The 15,595-nt window shown below is 57.8% G+C and carries 15 protein-coding genes; 8 read left to right on the top strand and 7 right to left on the bottom strand.

Features of this window, described 5'->3' with window-relative positions; all coding sequences use genetic code 11:
• Positions 1 to 2: 2 nt before the first annotated feature.
• The 5 genes from FXO11_RS15440 to rarD all read left to right on the top strand — a co-directional run bounded on the left by FXO11_RS15440 (position 3) and on the right by rarD (position 6,877).
• The gene (locus FXO11_RS15440; RefSeq protein WP_148863816.1) at positions 3 to 980 is read left to right on the top strand and encodes an FAD-binding oxidoreductase; all 978 of its coding nucleotides are present in this window, start codon (positions 3 to 5) and stop codon (positions 978 to 980) included.
• Between the two features lie 167 nt (positions 981 to 1,147).
• Complete coding sequence (locus FXO11_RS15435) at positions 1,148 to 2,029, top strand: AEC family transporter (RefSeq protein ID WP_148863815.1); 882 nt, start codon at positions 1,148 to 1,150, stop codon at positions 2,027 to 2,029.
• Positions 2,030 to 2,451: 422 nt separating this feature from the next.
• Positions 2,452 to 3,330: a tetratricopeptide repeat protein gene (locus tag FXO11_RS15430; RefSeq protein WP_227545925.1), complete on the top strand. Its 879-nt coding sequence runs from the start codon at positions 2,452 to 2,454 to the stop codon at positions 3,328 to 3,330.
• A gap of 70 nt (positions 3,331 to 3,400) precedes the next feature.
• Positions 3,401 to 5,767 (top strand): EAL domain-containing protein, encoded by a 2,367-nt coding sequence (locus FXO11_RS15425; protein ID WP_227545924.1) that lies wholly within the window; start codon positions 3,401 to 3,403, stop codon positions 5,765 to 5,767.
• A 204-nt stretch (positions 5,768 to 5,971) separates the two neighbouring features.
• Entirely contained in the window at positions 5,972 to 6,877 is a 906-nt protein-coding gene (gene rarD / locus FXO11_RS15420; protein WP_148863812.1) for an EamA family transporter RarD, read from the top strand.
• Positions 6,878 to 6,987: 110 nt separating this feature from the next.
• Here rarD and FXO11_RS15415 read toward each other — a convergent pair whose 3' ends face one another.
• Positions 6,988 to 7,182: a hypothetical protein gene (locus FXO11_RS15415; RefSeq protein ID WP_148863811.1), complete on the bottom strand. Its 195-nt coding sequence runs from the start codon at positions 7,180 to 7,182 to the stop codon at positions 6,988 to 6,990.
• A 9-nt stretch (positions 7,183 to 7,191) separates the two neighbouring features.
• Positions 7,192 to 7,470: a hypothetical protein gene (locus FXO11_RS15410; RefSeq protein ID WP_148863810.1), complete on the bottom strand. Its 279-nt coding sequence runs from the start codon at positions 7,468 to 7,470 to the stop codon at positions 7,192 to 7,194.
• 383 nt (positions 7,471 to 7,853) lie between these two features.
• Here FXO11_RS15410 and gdhA point away from each other — a divergent pair, with 383 nt between their 5' ends.
• The gene (gene gdhA / locus FXO11_RS15405; RefSeq protein WP_148863809.1) at positions 7,854 to 9,206 is read left to right on the top strand and encodes an NADP-specific glutamate dehydrogenase; all 1,353 of its coding nucleotides are present in this window, start codon (positions 7,854 to 7,856) and stop codon (positions 9,204 to 9,206) included.
• Positions 9,207 to 9,278: 72 nt separating this feature from the next.
• Here gdhA and FXO11_RS15400 read toward each other — a convergent pair whose 3' ends face one another.
• Entirely contained in the window at positions 9,279 to 9,437 is a 159-nt protein-coding gene (locus FXO11_RS15400) for a YqaE/Pmp3 family membrane protein (RefSeq protein ID WP_148863808.1), read from the bottom strand.
• Between the two features lie 256 nt (positions 9,438 to 9,693).
• Between FXO11_RS15400 and FXO11_RS15395 the strand changes: the two genes are divergently transcribed.
• Complete coding sequence (locus FXO11_RS15395; RefSeq protein WP_148863807.1) at positions 9,694 to 11,145, top strand: alpha/beta hydrolase; 1,452 nt, start codon at positions 9,694 to 9,696, stop codon at positions 11,143 to 11,145.
• A 91-nt stretch (positions 11,146 to 11,236) separates the two neighbouring features.
• On the opposite strand, the gene FXO11_RS15390 is transcribed toward FXO11_RS15395, so the two are convergent.
• The 3 genes from FXO11_RS15390 to FXO11_RS15380 form a co-directional block, all read right to left on the bottom strand.
• The gene (locus FXO11_RS15390) at positions 11,237 to 11,596 is read right to left on the bottom strand and encodes a hypothetical protein (protein WP_148863806.1); all 360 of its coding nucleotides are present in this window, start codon (positions 11,594 to 11,596) and stop codon (positions 11,237 to 11,239) included.
• A complete protein-coding gene (locus FXO11_RS15385) occupies positions 11,589 to 12,968 on the bottom strand; it encodes a GMC oxidoreductase (protein WP_148863805.1) in 1,380 nt (459 codons plus the stop codon). The genes FXO11_RS15390 and FXO11_RS15385 overlap by 8 nt, the downstream gene beginning before the upstream one ends.
• Before the next feature lie 115 nt (positions 12,969 to 13,083).
• A complete protein-coding gene (locus tag FXO11_RS15380; RefSeq protein ID WP_148863804.1) occupies positions 13,084 to 13,590 on the bottom strand; it encodes a DUF2244 domain-containing protein in 507 nt (168 codons plus the stop codon).
• A 333-nt stretch (positions 13,591 to 13,923) separates the two neighbouring features.
• Here FXO11_RS15380 and FXO11_RS15375 point away from each other — a divergent pair, with 333 nt between their 5' ends.
• Positions 13,924 to 14,808, top strand: coding sequence for a chemotaxis protein (locus FXO11_RS15375; protein ID WP_148863803.1), 885 nt, complete (start codon positions 13,924 to 13,926; stop codon positions 14,806 to 14,808).
• Between the two features lie 48 nt (positions 14,809 to 14,856).
• On the opposite strand, the gene FXO11_RS15370 is transcribed toward FXO11_RS15375, so the two are convergent.
• On the bottom strand, positions 14,857 to 15,570 hold the full coding sequence (locus tag FXO11_RS15370) for a LysE family translocator (RefSeq protein ID WP_227545923.1): 714 nt from the start codon (positions 15,568 to 15,570) through the stop codon (positions 14,857 to 14,859).
• Positions 15,571 to 15,595 lie beyond the last annotated feature (25 nt).

Raw genomic sequence — 15,595 nt, 5'->3', positions numbered from 1 at the left:
CTATGGCCAGCGAGTCAGACCTAAGACGTGCCCGTAGCGGTGCGCAGGGTAGCCTGGTGGACCTCGAGTCTCTCAGCCACGCGTCGGAAAGCTGCAGCGACGGCGAGTTGCGCACGCTGTTGGCGGGAATCAGCCATCGCCGGTCGGATCAGGCCGCGCGTCTGCTGGACTGGGCGCGCCAACGGGAGGACCGGACACCGCTACCGCAACAGCAGCCCGCGGCGTCCGGCGACGAAGACCCGCAGGCGTTAGCGTCTGAAATGGTTTCGCGCCCGGCGACGGGCGTCGACGGTGTGGCCGTGCTCGATTGCCGTCAGGTGACTCCGGATCTCGTGCGGTTCACCGTGCCCCGGCCGCTAGACTTTAATTTCGTGGCGGGCCAGTCGGTGAAAGTGGGTGTGGGGGGCGTTCGGCGCTCCTTCTCGATTGTTTCCGCACCGCACGAGCCCGTGGTGGAGTTTTTTGTCGAGCTGGTTCCGGGCGGCCAGATGTCGGAGCAGTTGCGTCGGCTGAAGGCTGGCGACTCAGTTACCTTAGGCCCGCCGAAGGGCGGTCTACGCTTCGACGAAGGTTTCCCCAACCATCTGATGATCTCGACAGTGACGGGCATCAATCCGTTTATCAGCATCCTGCGGGATCACCTCCATCGCGGAGGTTCAAATCATCGGTTTCACGTATTGCAGGGCGCCAGTTACCAGGATGAGTTCGGCTACCGCGCCGAGCTTGAGCGTATGGCTGCCGACCATCCCCAGATCGTGAGCTACGTGTCCACGGTGAGCCGTCCGCAAGAGCCAGCCAACCAGGGCTGGGGCGGACGCACCGGTCGCGTCGATACGCTGGTTGCCGATTACCTGCAGCAGGCCGCATTGGAGAGCGGCTCCACGCTAGTTTACGCCTGCGGTCACTCTGGCATGCTCGAGGTTGTGGAGCGGCAGCTTGCCCCGCAGGGATTTCAGATCAGGACGGAGAGCTACGACTAGGGAGTCTCTGCGCGAGGGGTTGTAGTAGTGGCAAGAGGCAGCGGCAAGAGGCGTTACCCTCGCGCAGGTCATGTTCGTCCGCCGCAGTCCGCACATCCGCCGCGGCAAACAGTTACAATCCCCGGGATTTGCTCCATCCACTGCTTGTCCGCTCCGAGGTTCCAGTCGTGTTATCGGCTTATTTAAATGCGCTGTTCCCCGTCGTTTTTTGTGCGGCACTGGGCCTCGGCCTGGCGCGAACGACAACGCTGCTGGATTCGCCCGCGCTAGCCAAGCTGGTCACCATGATTGGCCTGCCGGCGCTGATCCTCAACGCCATCCTGGGTATGGAAACGCCGATCTGGTCGGTCTCGGATACGCTCATGGCCATTCTGGCGGTATTGGCGTTATCGGCGGTTATCGGTGCGGTCGGGCTTAAATTGGCGGGGCTGGAGGTTCGTGGCTATCTCTCCATGCTGGTCAATCCCAATACCGGAAACCTCGGTATTCCGCTGGTATTCTCGCTATTGGGTGAGCAGGCTCTGGTGCACGCTGTGGTGATCTCAACTGCGGTGCAAATTAGCCATTTCACACTGGGCGTTTGGCTACTATCGGGGCGTTTCTCGCTCAAGGCGATACTGTCCAATGCCTCTATCGTCGCCTTGCTGGTGGGTATCCTATGGGTGGCGACCGGCTGGCAGGCACCGGAGGCGGTCATCCGGACGCTGGACATACTGGCAGGCATGACCATTCCGGTCATGTTGTTGCTGCTGGGACGTTCGTTATCCACCATCAATCCTCGTGACCTGGGACACTTGGGGCGGATTGTCGGCTTGTCGCTGGCACGGGTTGCTCTGGGCATGGGAGCGGCGCTAGCGGTCGTGGCCGTGCTGCCCTTGGAACCGGTTGTCATTAAGACGTTGCTAATCCAGGCCAGTATGCCGGTCGCGGTCATCAGCTACATCCTGGCAAGTCACTATGACGGGCCCAAGGACGATATTGCCGCCGTCATTCTAATCAGCATGCCTATCTCGCTGCTCGCCGTATTCGGCGTACTGCAATTCTTCTGAGCGGCGCTTGTCCCGCGTCCCAGCTCATGCCCCGCTTTCAATAAGTTACAAAGTTAATCCGGACATTCGTTACGGTCTCGGTTAGGGTTTTACGGATAAGTCCGTCGTAGAACAATTCAACAAACGCGGCGTTGCAAGCTAGCCGTCGAAAGGACGCAAAATCTAGTAAAACCTGTCCTATCGTCGTTGTATGTTAATTCTCACTGGCATGGCGCTACTGTAACTTGATTTCTGCTGCTTGAACGGTGGTGGACGCTCCCGGTGTTCGGCAAATCAGGCATCGGCGATCCGAAGACTCAAAGCTGGATGTCATAAGCCGCATTGTTTGTTTTTGGATGTGGACGGGCCGTTATGCAAACCGGTTGGCCGGCTGCGCTGCCGCCAGAGGATCAAGGTGTTTGGGTGGAATGATGATGTACCGAATGCTCCTTACGTTGTTGGGTGTCGTATTGATTTCAGGCTGCGCGGGTCTCAATGACCGGAATTTACTCGCCTCGTCGTCGGATTTCTTTAGCCGGACCGGCGATGCCCTGCGCAAAATCGGCGAGCCTACGCCTCAAGTGGACTACGAAGCCGAACGCCAGGCCTTGTTTGACCAGCCCTACATCGATCCGCTGACGGAATATCTACACCGCTTCGAGGCCGATGTGTCGCGAGCTGCGCTTTTGACCGAGGTGCGCCAGGAGCGAGAGCGCCGCTGCGACGTTATTTTCAAACGCTATAGCGCCGAGCCGCCGACGTCGAAAAAGCTGGCGCGCTATCGCGGCGGCTACAATTTTTCCTGTTCTGACGATGTCGAGACTTACGCGACGATGCTCGAAAAGCAACAGGCGGACATTGCCGCTCGGCAGCTTGCCGAGAGCGCAGCCGCTAAGGCCGAGCCCCCAGACGCGGTCGCCGAGGCCGCGGAAGAAACCCCTCCCAAGCCTGGCCGTAAAGTGGTGTCTCAGCAGCTGAGTGACTGTTACCTGCTCACGGCCATACGCAACTTCAGCGATGCGCTGGCAGCCTGCCGCGGGCCGGCGGAAAACGGCAACGTCCAGGCCCAAACCAACATGGCGACGATCGCCTACGCGCTGCAGGATTACGCCACGGCCCACGATTGGGCTCGCCGAGCAGCGCCGGAGTCGGCCGATGCGGCGAACCTGCTCGGTGAGATGCATGCCGCCGGACATGGCGTGCCATCGAATCGGAAGGCGGCTAGAACATGGTATCAGCAAGCCGCTAGTCTGGGGCACGCCGGAGCCCAGGCCGCTCTGGATAACTCGGTGAAAATCAGTGCCGGTGATGAACTTCAATAAGTCACTCCTTCGGCGTTTCAGGCCTAAAGTAAGCGGTTCCCATCTTCGCTTCTGGGGTAGCAACTACGCCATGCACTCGATCATGGTGCTATTGCTGGTGCTCACCGCGCTGTTCTTTGTGGGAATGTTGCTGCTGTCTCACCTGAACCTGAGCTATTCGCAGCAAGCCATGTATGAGTTGCGGCGCCAGCAGATCAAGGACGTTTTTTTCTCCAGCCTGACCCGTATCGATGCCCGCCAAATTGAACTGCAACGGCATATTTCCACGCTGGCCATCATCGGCGAGACGTTTTATCGCCTTTCGCAGGAGGCGGGCGGCGAGCCTGTTGAGCGTGACCGTGAAGTCCTGCGGGCGCAGCTTGAAGCGACTTTGGGCGAACACCTACGTGACTTCGACGGTGTTTCCGGAGCGGGCATCTGGTACGAGCCGGGCGTCCTTGCTACGGCGCAAGAAACCTATTCACCCTATATGGTTCGCGCCGACAATACGCTGATTGCCCGTCCCGTTGACGAAGCCACCCGTTCCACCGGCTATCAGGCGGAGCCCTGGTTCGGTCTGACTCTGGGGGCGGACTGGACCGCGGATGCAGGTCAGCCGGAGCGAATCTACTGGTCGCCGGTCTATTTCGATTTGACGACACGCCGGGCCATGCTCACCCTGGCTCGCCCCATGTTCAGCGACGGTGGCCGGTTGCTGGGCGTCGTCACCACCGACTGGAGCTCTGACCAGATCGTTGATCTGGTCAGTCACGTGGAAGTGACGGAAAGCAGCTTTGCCTTCCTCAACGACAGCAACAACCGCAACCTCTCAAGCCTGAGTGGTAACGCCGATCCGTTGCTGGAACAGAAGATTATCGATGCGATTCTGGCTGAAGAGTTGTCTGTGGGTGGAGAGCACACGCCATCCACCATCGCCGGCTCAGTAACTCAGGAGCAGCGTTTGCAGACCCGTTCCGTTGACGTGCAAGGCCGAACCTACGAGCTTTACTACGCGGCGACCCCGGCCGGAATGGTCTACGGCGCGGGGGTGCCCCGGGACGAAATCGATCAGGTGCTGATTCCCATGCGCGATACCAACTACCGCATCTTGATCGGTATCGGTTCCGTGCTTCTGGTGTTGAGCCTTTACTTGCTGTATCGGATTATTCAGCTGATGCGCGAACTGCAGGCGTCATATACCGATGTGCTGACGGGGCTTCCCAACAGAACGCGTCTCCTCAAGGACGCCGGCGAGCGGCAGAGCGCCTGCCTCTTCATCCTCAACCTGGACCGTTTCAAGGAAATCAACAGCCTGTTCGGTAACGAATGCGGCGATCATATTCTTTTAACACTGGCGAGCAGGATTAAGCGCTATATCAAGACTCATGCGGGTAGCCAGCTTCAGCTATACCGCTTAGCCAGTGACGAATTCGCGATTCTTGGCCCGGATATGCCTGAACCCCGGGCTCGGGAATTGGCTGCTGGGCTGACCGAGTGGCTGCGCAAAGAGCAGGTCTCTTGGCGGGAGCAATCCCTGAGTCTCGACGCCAGCGCCGGCATTGCCTTTCAAACGGCGGACGAGCGTGAGGCGACGCCGGACCGATTGCTCAGCCAAGCCACGATTGCAGTGCATCAAGCGCGTCAGCAGATGCGGCATTACCTCTTCTACGACCAGATGCAGGAAGTGGAAAAAGGTTACGAGCAAAATCTTTACTGGGCTCAGCGTTTGAAATACGCGCTCGATAACGATCAGTTGCTGCCCCATTTCCAGCCGATCTACGACAACCGGCGGCGGCGTATCGTCAAGTACGAATGCCTGGTCAGGATGCGGGACGACGAGCACGGTGTCATTGCCGCGGGTCAGTTCATCGGCGTTGCGAACAAATTACGGCTGAATCGCCGGATCACCCGCCTGATGATCGAAAAATCCTTTGCGGCCTTCGCCCGGGAGCCTTACGAATTTGCGATTAATTTAACCTATGCCGATATTGTCGATCGGGATATTCTCGAACTGATACTCAAGCATCTACAGGCTAACGACGTCGGGCCGCGGGTCATCTTCGAAATCCTCGAGTCTGACGGTATCGAGAATTACGACGAGGTGTTTCGCTTTATCGAGCGGGTCAAGCCTTACGGCTGCCAGATTGCCATCGACGATTTCGGCACGGGCTACTCCAATTTTTCGCACCTGTTGCAGCTCAATATCGACATCATCAAGATCGACGGCAGTCTGATTCGCTACCTCGCCCAAGACCATACGGCTTTCCTTGTCACCAAAGGTATCGTGCAGTTTGCCCGCAGCCTCGGGATCAAGACCGTTGCCGAGTTCGTGCACAGCGAAGCGGTACAGGCGCAGGTGGAGGCGCTGGATATCGACTTCTCCCAGGGCGAATACTTCAGCATGCCTGGCCCCGAGCTGATGCCTCAGCCGCGTGCGGTTGAGACGGACTCGAAATAAGCCGTATACATCCAAACACTTATTAGTCTGTTCGTCATCCATCTGTGCCGGTGTTTCCCTGCCGATCTGTCCCGGTTGTGCTGCGCTTGCCTGTGCTAGTGTGCCTTGTCTGCTTAAAACGAGGGCGTTCCAGCAGGTGGCAACCTTTTCTCCAGGGACACGCAATGCTTATTTTTGTTCGAAAGCCTTATCTTCGAGAGCGCAATGACTGGTAATACCCCCGAAATAACCAAAGGTGTCGCCTTTGGGGTGGCCGCCTACACGCTATGGGGCTGCTTCCCGCTCTTTTTCGCGCTATTTGAAGGCGTGCCGGCCTATGAGGTGCTGATCCACCGCATTATCTGGTCCAGCGTCTTCCTGGCGGTGGTGATCACCGTGCTGCGCCGCTGGTTGCCGGTGCGTATCGCGATCGCCCATCCGAGAAAGTTGTGGCGGGTGTTGGCCTGCGCGGTGCTGATCGCGACCAATTGGGGCGTGTATATCTATGCCGTTGAAACCCGCCATGTGCTTCAGGCCAGTTTGGGCTATTTCCTCACACCTCTGGTCAATGTGGCTTTGGGGATGCTGGTGCTGCGTGAGCAAATGGCCCGCCTGCAAGGATGGGCGGTGGGTTTGGCGGGTGTGGGGATCCTGGTCCAGCTCGCCTTGCTGGGCAGTGTGCCCTGGATCAGCTTGGTACTGGCTGTCAGTTTTGGTACTTACGGCCTCTTGCGCAAGCAGGTCGAACTGGATGGTTTGTCCGGGCTGTTCGTGGAAACCCTGCTGTTGCTGCCAGTGGGTTTGCTGGCTCTGAGCTGGCTGAACGTCGAAGGCGCGTCCCACTTTATAGTGGATCGACGGGCAACATTGCTACTCGTCGCCAGCGGTATAGTCACGGCCTTGCCGCTGCTGGCGTTTGCCGGTGCCGCCCGCCGTTTGCGTCTATCGACGGTCGGCTTTCTGATGTACATCAACCCCACCTTGCAGTTCTTTATCGCCCTGTTCATATTCGGCGAACCGCTTAGTCATGCTCAGTTGGCGAGCTTTGCGTTGATCTGGACGGCCTTGGCGCTTTACTCCTGGTCATCCTGGCGCTCGCGGCCTATGGCGGTGCCTGTCGCCCGGACATGAGGCTGTTTTTTTCAGCCTTGTTCGGTAGCGTCCGGCAGCAAAAAGCCCGGCTGAAAAGAGCCGGGCTTTTTGTTTGATGCCGTTGCAACCACGCCTCCGCGTTTCGAAGGCTAGGAAATCTCAAAACCCGGATTTCTCTTGCGCAACGCCGCAATAACTTTTTCCTTGGGCGTGGAGCTTTCGAAGGCAGTGGGGAGCACGTTGCTGCCGAACAGAGCGACGAGTTCCCGGGTGTGGGGGCCGCTGTGCTTGGCCATCCAAAGGTCCGTGGCGGGTTGTAGTTGGATACTGGGTTCGTTTTCCAAGTGACCTCCTTAGTGTTCTTTTCGTGTCAGATGGCTCATCGTCCAGGCCACACTTGCCAGCAGATAGACAATGCTTATCGGCGCCAGCCAAAGCTTGTGCTCGTAGGGCAGTGTCAGCCCCTGTGACCGGGCCATTTCCGGTAACAGGTATTCAAGGTTGATCAGAAACAGTGCGGCGATGCTGGACAAAGCCGTCAGCGCTGCAAGCGCAAAGGCGACACCGTCCAGGTGAAGGTTCTGTCCTGATGGAATCGTAAAACGTTTTTCAGGTTGTTCGATGTTCTCCATGATGCTTTCCTCTTCCATGATTTTTAGCCGAGTACACATCGAGCGCAAAAAGTCAGGTTTAGAATTCAGCGCCAGCCTGAGTTGTTAAACTACCGTCGGCATCTAATATGGAGCCGAAAATCCGTAATTCAAGGCTGAAACCGGACTTTTTGGGTTGCGCTAAAACTTTGTGCAACCAAAAGAGCTTGGACCTGCGCCGCATAATTTTCTTAAAAGAGCGTGGAACAGGGCTCATGAACGAGCCTGTCTGCGGCTGATCCATTGTCCAATATGGTCAGTATGGCATGGTGTACTGTCAGCTCATTGAACCTGTGTTAATTCGAGAGCGGGCGGAAAGCTGTAGAACACGGAAAGTCAGACGATGCGTGTTTGAGGAGAGATTTATGGACAAGTCACTCAAGAAAGTGCTGGAAAGTATGCGAGAGCGTGATCCGCACCAGCCGGAGTTCCATCAGGCGGTGGAAGAAGTATTGACGAGCCTCTCGTCCTATATTGAATCGCACCCCGACTGCCATTCCCAAGGGTTGCTGGAACGTTTGCTGGAACCAGAGCGGGTCATTCAGTTTCGCGTGGCCTGGGTCGACGATGATGGCAATGTTCAGGTCAACCGGGGCTTCCGGGTACAAATGAATAGCGCCATTGGTCCTTATAAAGGCGGCCTGCGTTTCCATCCATCCGTCAATCTGGGCATCCTCAAGTTTCTCGCCTTCGAGCAGGTTTTCAAGAACGCTCTGACGACGTTGCCGTTAGGCGGCGCCAAGGGCGGGTCCGATTTCGACCCCAAAGGCAAGAGCGATGCCGAAGTGATGCGCTTCTGCCAGGCGTTTATGGCGGAGATGTATCGCCATATTGGCGAGAACGTGGACGTGCCGGCAGGCGATATCGGGGTGGGGCCTCGCGAGATCGGCTATCTCTACGGCATGTACCGTAAGCTGAGCAATCAGGTCACGGGGGCCTTTACCGGCAAGGGTGTTGCCTACGGTGGCAGTTACATCAGGCCGGAAGCCACGGGGTATGGGCTGGTCTATTTTGTGGAAGAAATGCTCAAGGCGCGTGAAAAGACGCTGAATAATCTGCGTGTCGCGGTATCGGGTTCGGGCAACGTGGCACAGCATACCATCTATAAGGCAATGGAGCTTGAGGCGAAGGTGGTTACGGTGTCGGACTCCGATGGCACGGTACACAACCCCGACGGTTTTACCTGTGACCAATGGGACTTCCTGGTAGCACTGAAGAACGAACGCCGCGGACGTGTCTCGGAGCTGGCAGAAAAGTTCGACCTGGAGTATGCAAAAGGCTCCAAACCGTGGCGTTTTGCTTGTGACGTTGCCTTGCCTTGCGCGACGCAGAACGAATTGGACGAGGAAGATGCCGGCGCTCTCATCGACAACGGCTGTCTATGCGTTTCGGAGGGGGCCAACATGCCGTCAACCGCGGGGGCCGTTGAGCAGTTTCGTCGCGCGGATGTGCTTTTCGCGCCCGGCAAAGCAGCCAATGCGGGTGGCGTGGCGGTAAGCGGACTGGAGATGACGCAAAATTCGACGCGTCAGCACTGGTCCGTGGGGGAGGTCGACGCAAAGCTGCATGAGATCATGGTGTCGATTCATCATGCCTGCCAGCGCTATGGGGAAAGCCAGGATGACCCGAATGGCAGGGCCACCGATTATGTGAAGGGAGCCAACATTGCCGCCTTCATTAAGCTGGCCGATGCCATGCAGGCTCAGGGCGTGCTCTAGCCTGGGCAGCAACGGCCTAACCAGAGAAAACTTCAAACCGTTGAAGCCCGGCTCGATGCCGGGCTTTGCGCTTTACTTCTTGGCGATAATCCAGACGGCATGCACGATACCGGGAATGTAGCCCAGTATGGTCAGCAGGATATTGAGCCAGAAATGCTTACCCAAGCCGACCTGCAGGAATACGCCCAGTGGGGGCAACAGAATAGCAATCAGAACGCGCAATAGATCCATCGGCTTTGCTCCTTTATCAACGGTCATTTAAAGCTAGTCTAACGCGCGTCCGCCTGCCATCGAATTAACCTTAATCAATCAAAGACTTCTGCGTTTAAGCGAACGACGGTTTCTTTTTTTGTTGAACCTGTTCCCAAATACGAATTGACATGGCTGCGCCGTGAAACTTAACTGTATTTGCGCATTTAGTCGGAATGTAATTCTGCAATGCGAAAAAGACTGCCAAGTTTAAGAACAACAATACGTGGAGTGTTTTATGGACCTGATAAGAAAGAAAAGTGCCTTGAGTGTCGTTATGGTCAGTGCTTTGCTACTGGCGGGGTGCAATGACGACGATAACGACGATGAAAGTTCCGGTGGACAAACGCCGGAAGTCACGCGAGAACATGATTCGCGTTCGTTCTCCGTCCCGCCAGTCGAAACGCTCGCTTTCGAGCCGATGTCCGCAGCCTCCACAGCGTACTACGGAACCTACGAGGGGCTACAGGGCGAAGCCGCTTATGCGGCAGAGTTCCCGAAAAGCGGCTGGAATGGGCGCCTGATCATGTATACCCATGGCTACGGGGGCGAGGGCGAAACACTGGGCGGTCAGGTGCCCAACGCCGCATGGCGGGCAGCGGTGCTCGCCGCTGGCTATGCCTGGGCGGGTTCCTCGTATTCTGCCAATTACTACGATGTCAGAGCGGCCATCGAGGATACCAATAAGCTCGCATTGGAGCTGATGGATTACCTGGAAAGAGACTGGAGTGTGGGATACGACGAGCCTGACCAGCGCCTGATTTCAGGGTTTTCCATGGGCGGCCATACCGCGGCTGCGGCGGTCGATCGCGAGAATATCGAACGCGCCCGTTTCCAGGTGCAGTATGCCGGGGCCTTGCCGTTCTGCCAGGCTGAGCAAAACCAATTCCAGTGGTTAGGTGACTATCCGCGTGCAGCCCAGCAGCTTGCCGGCTTGGGCGACATGCCCTATGAGGAGTTCCAGTCGCTGTTACCGCAGATCACCGAGAACTTGTTCGTCGCGACAACTGGGGAGAATGCCTGGGTGCCAGCTAACGAGGCCGGCGAGCGGCTGCGGGACATCGCCATGAATCTGACCGGCGGTGAGCGTCCGATATTTGAGGAATACGGCTTCCGCAACGGCACCTGGCAAGGCGCTGTATTGGGCACGGGCGGTCGCGCGGGCACCATTAACGGCATTCTGGCACGCAATATCTACGACAATACCGGGCGTGAATACCGTTGGACCGGGGGCGCAATCACCGCGGAAGAGCAGTCCTTTAACGAGGCTATCGATCGGGTCGAGCGCGATCCGGAGGTGAATCCGGTCCGGGAGGATGGCGTACGCTGGTTACCGTTAGTCCAGGGCGACTTCGACGTGCCCGTCATGACGCTGCATACACTGGGCGATTTCTACGTGCCGTTCCGTCATCAGCAGCTATACCGGGAGGCAGCCATCGCCAGCGACAACGAGAACTTGCTGGTTCAGCGCGCGATTCGGGCGCCGAGCCATTGTGATTTCTCCGGTGCTGAAATCACGATTGCGATGACCGATTTCCTGGGATGGGTTAACGGGGGTAGTAAGCCTGCCGGCGACGACGCTGACATACTGGATCCGGAAAAGCTCGCGGCAGAGGACTTTGGCTGTCGCTTCACCGACAATACCGCTTCGGTTGGCAGAGAGAGCTTGCCTGCCTGCCCATCGCTCTAGTACATCGGAGTGACGTAAACGGCTTGGCGTGAACGGGAGCCTCAAGGGGCTCTCGTTTACGGGCTCTCGTTTACGTTTTACCCGGCGCGAATCAGACACCGCCTGCCAGGTAGGCCAGGGAATAGAGCTGCAGTTCCGTGGGGGTGTAATAGAAACCCAGATAGACTGTCATGGTCTCCTGGTTCGCCACTAATCTGAGTCGTTCATAGTCCACGCCGTATTCCGGCGAGATAATGCCTTTGGCCGCCAGCGCGTCCGCGAGCGTCTCAAGCTCCAGAGTGCGGGCGTATTCGCCGAATCGTGGATCGGCCAGTTCCGCCAGTTGGTGCCTGAGTTTATCCGACAATACCGGACCACTACGGACCGCGCTGATGCCGGGCAGGGCATAGCCACCAAGCCCCGCCACAGCCAGCAAACCGCAAAGTCCTTTCAGTAACTGGCGTCTATCCATTGGCGGGTTCCTCTGAAACTCGGACGGTGCGCGGCGTTTGCGACAGGCTTCCAAGATGATCTCCCAGCCGCAGGCTCATGGCCACGATAGTGTAGGTGGGATGGGAGGCGCCGCCAGCCGGGTAAATGGACGAGCCGGCGATATACAGGTTATCCGTCGTATGGACTTTGCAATTGGCATCCACTACCGAATCCTCCGCCGAGAGCCCCATTCGGGTCGTGCCCATCAAGTGACCGCCACCGGCGGGCTTGAATTCCGGCATTAAGGTCGAGGGCCGCCCTAAACCAGACCGCAGTAGCGCCTGAGAAAAATGTGTCCAGCTTTCCCGTGCCAGCTCTTCGCAGTGGAAACGAAACCCGACGCGTGACCGGGGCAGATCGAGGGCATTCCGCTGGTCGCTGAGGGCAACGTAACAGTCGGGGTGCGGAGCAACTTCGGTGCGTAAGGTTACCGGCGTGAGTATCGTATCCCGGCGTTGGCCCATAAGCGGCTCGGTGGTCAGCTGTTCGGGATTGAAGTCGGCGCTGAAGGAGAGCAGGCCGTGTTCGATGCAGTAGGCGTCCGACAATTGCAGGGCGTGTACGACCGGCACTTTTCTTTCCATAACGTCGAGAATCCGGTCATGATAAAGATGCATATCGGCCACGGCATAAAGATGCGGATGCTCCATCAAACCGAGTCCCACAGGCAGGCTCTCGGCAAACCCGGAGAGCTGCAGCAGGCTAGGGTTGCCGATGCCGCCGCAGGCCAGCACAAAGCGGTCGGCGGACAGTGGCATCTGCTCGTCGTACGGTGCGACAGAGCGTTTAAGGTTGACCGACTCGACAGTGCCCTCCCGTACCGAAAGGCGAGTACACGTGGTTCCCAGGATCAGGTGGATATTGGGGTGTGCTTCGATAAACCCACGGTACTTTTTGTTGAAGCGAACCGGAGGGCTCAAGTAGAACGGCTTATAGACCAGGTCCTCGGTGTTCTGCAGCGAGGTGTATGGCGTCCGGTGAACACTCTCGGGTACCTCGACCACCTTCGCCGCCGCCGGATACCATCGTGTCAGTTCGTCGTATTCGATAGGCCAGGACTGGTCCATGAAGGCCCGCTGCTCCAACACGGCACAAAAGCCCCCCCAAATGGTGGAGCTGCCACCAAAGCAGCGCTGGGTGTGCATGGGGAAGTAGTCGTCCGCGAGTTCGCCGACAAGCTCGACTTGAGCCAGGTCGAGGATACCGGAGTCATGTTCCAGCAATCCGGTCTCGATGATCGCAATGCGTATGGCCGGATTGTTCGCAAGTTGGAGTGCGGTCGAGATGCCGGCAGGGCCACTGCCGATGATAATCACGTCGTAGTGATCCTGCGGGGGCGTATCGAGAATCATAGGGTCCTTTGGATCCTGTTAAAATATGATCATTCGACTGATTAGACAGGCAAAAAGATCGTTCCTGCAAGTGAAAGCGTGCGGGTATACGGTCTATTAACGATAGTTGCGGCAATCAAAACCAAAAACCCTCGGTGGCTTGGCGCCGCTCGATCAGGATGCCCTGGCTCTCGAGAATGCCAATAAGTCGCTTGGTGTCGTCAATATTGAGGAAAGAGGCGAAAGACACTTCCGTGTCCCGGTGCAGCAGCAAAAGCTTGGGCGGCGTCCAGGGGTGACGCGGGGTGATCAGGTGGATGCGGGTGGCGCGACGCGGCAGATCCCACTCCGCCTGTTTGCGGTCAATGCCTTTTTCCAAACGCAGCGTATCCGGAGAAATGCGCAAGACCTCCCTGCGCCGGCATTGGCGTGCGGTGCGATAGAAGCCGGCCGCCACCGCCAACAACTCCAGACCCGCGAAAGGAAGCACCACCCAGGCGCCCATCCAGAGCATGCCACTCGCGATGAGTCCGGATACCAGGCACAAGCACAGCCAGATGCGGATATTGCCGCGCCAGCTCATTGAACGGTTGGGCGTCAGCAACAACTGGCTGCCGTCCATGTTCCTGATGTGCTGCACCATGTCGAATGCCGCTGCCTGTCAACATTGTTGCCGTGGAGTTGAGGACGCTCGGGTCTTCGTCCCCTGCCGAAGGCTCCGCTCACGGTCAATGGCTTCGCCTATTGCTGATTATAGGCCATTCGCGCGGGTTGAGGCGGTAGCGGAACTGGTGGGCACGCCAGGAAGGCATGAAATAGAACGGGGGCTGTATACAAACCGAAATTGATCTTATGGGACGGCGGTATTAATTTCTATAGTAACTGCCGAACTCAAGAAACTGCGCGATCAGCGCTGGCGTCGCCAACGTCCGGTAGGGCGTAGCGCGGTATCGTTATTCGAGGGTCACCTATTTTGATGTCTTCCAGAAACAGTCATTCCCAGAAACTGCTGCTATTCGGTCTGTCGGGTCAGAAGTCATTTGCCATTGGCACGCTCAAGATCCGCGAGATCATGCCGTTCCCTCGCTTGACCAAACTGCCGCACAGCCATCCCTCGGTGATCGGCACGACAACGTTCCGGGGCGCTGCGGTGCCCGTTATCGATATGGCGGCCGCCGTGGGCTACCCGCCACTGGGCGTCGAGGATCGCAAGAAAAGTTCGGTCATCATTACCGACATACAACGCAAGGAAATCGGTTTTGTAGTGCCTAGCGTGCGCAAGATCGTCGAAGCCAACTGGAAGCAGGTCAAGCCGCCCCCCAAAGCGCTGGGCAAGCGGGCCTTCGTAACCGGACTGCTGGATGTCGAGGGTGAGATCATCCAACTGCTCGATGTGGAGTTGCTGTTATCGATGGTTTACCCGAGCGCGACGGACACCGGCAGTCTCGTATTGACGGATGTGCAGCGGGAAACGCTGGCCTCGCTCAATATTCTGTTGGTGGACGATTCTCACGTGGCCCGCAAGCAGTTGTCCGATGTACTCGACAGCAAAGGTATTCCTTATCAAGTGACCACCAACGGCCGCGAGGCCCTGGATATCCTGACGAGTGCATCCCAGGATCGCCGCGCGATCGATATCCTGGTCAGCGATATCGAAATGCCCGGCCTGGATGGCTACGAGCTGACTTTCAGCGTGCGGGATAACGCCTCCCTCAGGCAGCCTTACATCATCCTCCATACGTCGTTGAACAGCGAAATGAGCGTCAGCTACGCCAACCAGGTCGGTGCCAACGAAGCCCTGACCAAATTCGATGCTGAAGAGTTGCTAGGCGCCATGCTGCGCGGAGCGGGGAAAGAGTGACGGTAGTGATCGTACGGTGGAGAGCGGCGGCCCACTATTAAGCCGCTCTCACCCAAACGCCAGCCAAGCGCCCACCAGCACCATCAACGTGCCCGCCACCCGGTTGATGGCGCGTACGCCGACGCCATGGCGTAACGCCTGGCTTAGCTTGTGTCCGCCGTGGGCATAGATTTGGAGACAGAGAAATTCCAGCCCCAGAATCATCAGGATCAGGACCGTAAGTTGCGGTGCCATCGGCAAGTCGCTGTCGATAAACGGCGGCAGTAGGGCGATAAAGAAGGCCCAGCCTTTGGGATTGGCTATCGCCGTGACAAATCCCTGAGTAGCGAGTTGGAGGCGCGATGTGGCGGGTGGTGGCGCATCGCTTCCCGGCATGGCCAGTTTTCCCCGCGAGCGCCACATCTGGATGCCCAGCCAGGCGAGGTAGATTCCGCCGGCGTACTTGAACAACGCGAAAGCGGTCGGGTACTGCAGCATGAAGGTCGCCACACCGACCGCCGCCGCGGTCGCGACCAGCGCGACCCCTAACAGCTCACCCGCCATCATCCACATCGCGCGGCGCACGCCGATCGTAATGCCCAAGGACAGGACCAGCGTCATGCACATACCCGGTGTGATCGAAACCACGAAAAACGTGGGAATGAACGCGGAGAGGAGGTGGACGTTGAGCGACAACAAGGCTGCAATCTCGCGGCTGAAGGGTGAAGCGCCCGCTTTATGTCGTTGGGCGAAAAAGGATGATATGGCGCCAAGTCTGGCCATTCCAAGCCTTGGCCCTCCGAATAAC

Source organism: Marinobacter fonticola (genome assembly GCF_008122265.1).
Taxonomy (GTDB): domain Bacteria; phylum Pseudomonadota; class Gammaproteobacteria; order Pseudomonadales; family Oleiphilaceae; genus Marinobacter_A; species Marinobacter_A fonticola.
Note: the sequence above shows the minus strand (reverse complement) of the source record. Positions and strands in the feature narration are given on the sequence as shown.